Genomic DNA, 2240 nt, shown 5'->3' on the forward strand with positions numbered 1-2240 from the left:
CACAAGAACCCCGCACCGCCCCCCGACGGCCGGGTACCGCCGCCCACCGGCTGGAGCGCCGGCCCCGGGCAGGGCCCGCCCACCGGCGGCCCCGGCACGCCCGGCGCGCCCGGCTGGGGGGCCGGCCCCGGTGCCCCCGGCGGCCCCGGCTGGGGCGGCCCGCGGTGGGCGCCCAAGCCCGGCGTCATCCCCCTGCGCCCGCTCGGTGTCGGCGAGATCCTCGACGGGGCGGTCTCCACCGCCCGCGCGCACTGGCGCACCGTCCTGGGCATCTCCCTGGGCGTCGCGGTCTTCATACAGCTGATCTCGCTGTTCGCGCTGCGCTTCTGGTTCGGCGACGGCTCCGCCCTCACCGCCCTGGAGGAGAACCCCGACCCCACCGGTGAAGAGGTGCTCGACGCGGTCGCCGACCTCTTCGCCCTCGGCTCGGTGACCGGCCTCGCCACCCTCATCGGCTCGGTCATCGCCACCGCCATGCTCACGGTCGTCGTCGCCCGGGCCGTCCTGGGACGGGAGATCTCCATCGCCGAGGCGTGGGCGGAGTCCCGGGGGCGGCTGCTGCGGCTGCTCGGCCTGATCCTCCTCACCGGCCTGATCGTCGGCGCCGCCCTGCTGGTGCCGATCCTGATCGGGGGCATCTCCCAGTTCGTCCCCCTGGTGATCCTCGGCGTCATCGCCGGGGTGCTCCTCTCCATCTGGCTGTGGGTGCGGTTCTGCCTGGCCGCCCCCGCCCTGATGCTCGAACGCCAGGGGGTGTTCACCTCCCTGGGCCGCTCCTGGAAGCTGGTGGGCGGCGCCTGGTGGCGGGTCTTCGGCATCCAGCTGCTCATCCTGGTCCTGGTGTTCGTGGTCTCCGGGATCATCGAGTTCCCGCTGACCTTCCTCGCCGAGTTCGTCAGCAACGGCGGCACCAACATGTTCGTCGGCACCGAGATGACCTGGACCTACCTGCTGATCACCGGCGCCGGCGCGGTGATCTCCTCCACCATCACGCTGCCGATCAGCGCCGGCGTCACCGCGCTCCTGTACATGGACCAGCGCATGCGCCGCGAGGCCCTGGACCTGGAGCTGGCCCGTGCCGCCGGCTTCGACACCCCGAACGACCCCGGGGCCGCGGGCCCGGGGCACCCGGGGTACTGAGCGGATGACAGGGGCGTTCGGCGCACTCGCCCACCCGCTCGCGGCCGTGGTCGGCCGGGCGCTGCCGCGCTCGGCCGACGAGCCGCCCATCGGCATCGACCGCGATCCGGCCCGCGAGGCCGCCGAACGGGAACTCTCCCGCGAGATCTACACCCGCCACGAGCCCGGCCCCTTCCGGCGGGCCTTCGACTGGGTGTGGGAGACCGTCTCCGACCTGCTCTCCCGGGTCACCCTCGCGACCCCCGGCGGCTGGCTCGGCCTGCTGATCATCGTCCTGCTCGTGCTCGCCCTGCTCATCGCCCTGCGACTGCGCCTGGGCTCGGTCCGTGCCGCCGGAGGCACCGGGATCCCCGACCTCCTGGGCGCCACGACCCGCACGGCCGCCGAGCACCGCGCCGAGGCCGACCGGCACGCCGCCGCCGGCGACTGGGACCGGGCGGTCCGCGAACGCATGCGCGCCCTGGTCCGCTCCCTGGAGGAACGCGCCCTGCTCGACCCCCGCCCCGGCCGCACCGCCGACGAGGCCGCCCGGGAGGCGGCCGTTCCCATGCCCTCCTTCGCCGACCGCCTGCGCGCCGCCGCCCGCACCTTCGACGACGTCACCTACGGGGGCCGGCACGCCGACGCCGCCGACCACCGCCGATTGGACGACCTCGAACGCGAGCTGCGTGCCGCCCGCCCCGTCACGCCGACCGGGCCCACCGGCGTCGGCGCGGGCTCCTTCGCGGCCCCCGGAGGGGTCGCCCGGTGAGCGCGCCCGTCACCTCCGTCTCCCCCGATGCCCGCGGCCTGTGGCGGGCCGCCCGGGGCCCGCTGCTGGCCGCCGCCGTCATCCTGCTGACCGCCGCCCTGGTAGCCCTGTTCACCACCGGCGAGGACGGCTACCTCAACCCCCGCTCCGCCACCCCCCAGGGAGCCCGGGCCGTCGTCGAACTGCTCGCCGAACGCGGCGTGGAGACCGTCGAGGTCTCCGGCGTCGAGGAGGCCGTCGGGGCCGCCGGCCCCGACACCACCCTCCTGGTGATCGTCCCCGACCTGCTGAGCCCCGAGGCCACCCGCCTGCTGCACAACGCCCGCGGGCCCGACGCCCCCGGCCGCAC

The 2240-nt window shown here is 75.9% G+C and carries 3 protein-coding genes; all 3 read left to right on the forward strand.

The annotated features are described in order from the left end of the window. The coding region (locus FNQ90_RS20295) for a hypothetical protein (protein ID WP_182607678.1) at window positions 1-1140 on the forward strand (1140 nt) is incomplete at its 5' end. 4 nt (window positions 1141-1144) lie between these two features. Next, the gene (locus FNQ90_RS20300; protein WP_182607679.1) at window positions 1145-1891 is read left to right on the forward strand and encodes a DUF4129 domain-containing protein; all 747 of its coding nucleotides are present in this window, start codon (window positions 1145-1147) and stop codon (window positions 1889-1891) included. Then, the coding region (locus tag FNQ90_RS28530; protein ID WP_182607680.1) for a DUF4350 domain-containing protein at window positions 1888-2240 on the forward strand (353 nt) is incomplete at its 3' end. The genes FNQ90_RS20300 and FNQ90_RS28530, both read left to right, overlap by 4 nt.

It is taken from the genome of Streptomyces alkaliphilus (genome assembly GCF_014141535.1).
Taxonomy (GTDB): domain Bacteria; phylum Actinomycetota; class Actinomycetes; order Streptomycetales; family Streptomycetaceae; genus Streptomyces; species Streptomyces alkaliphilus.

Excerpts from the sequence above, each read along its gene's own strand:
- FNQ90_RS20300 (WP_182607679.1), top strand. The coding sequence starts at position 1,145 with ATGACAGGGGCGTTCGGCGCACTCGCCCACCCGCTCGCGGCCGTGGTC.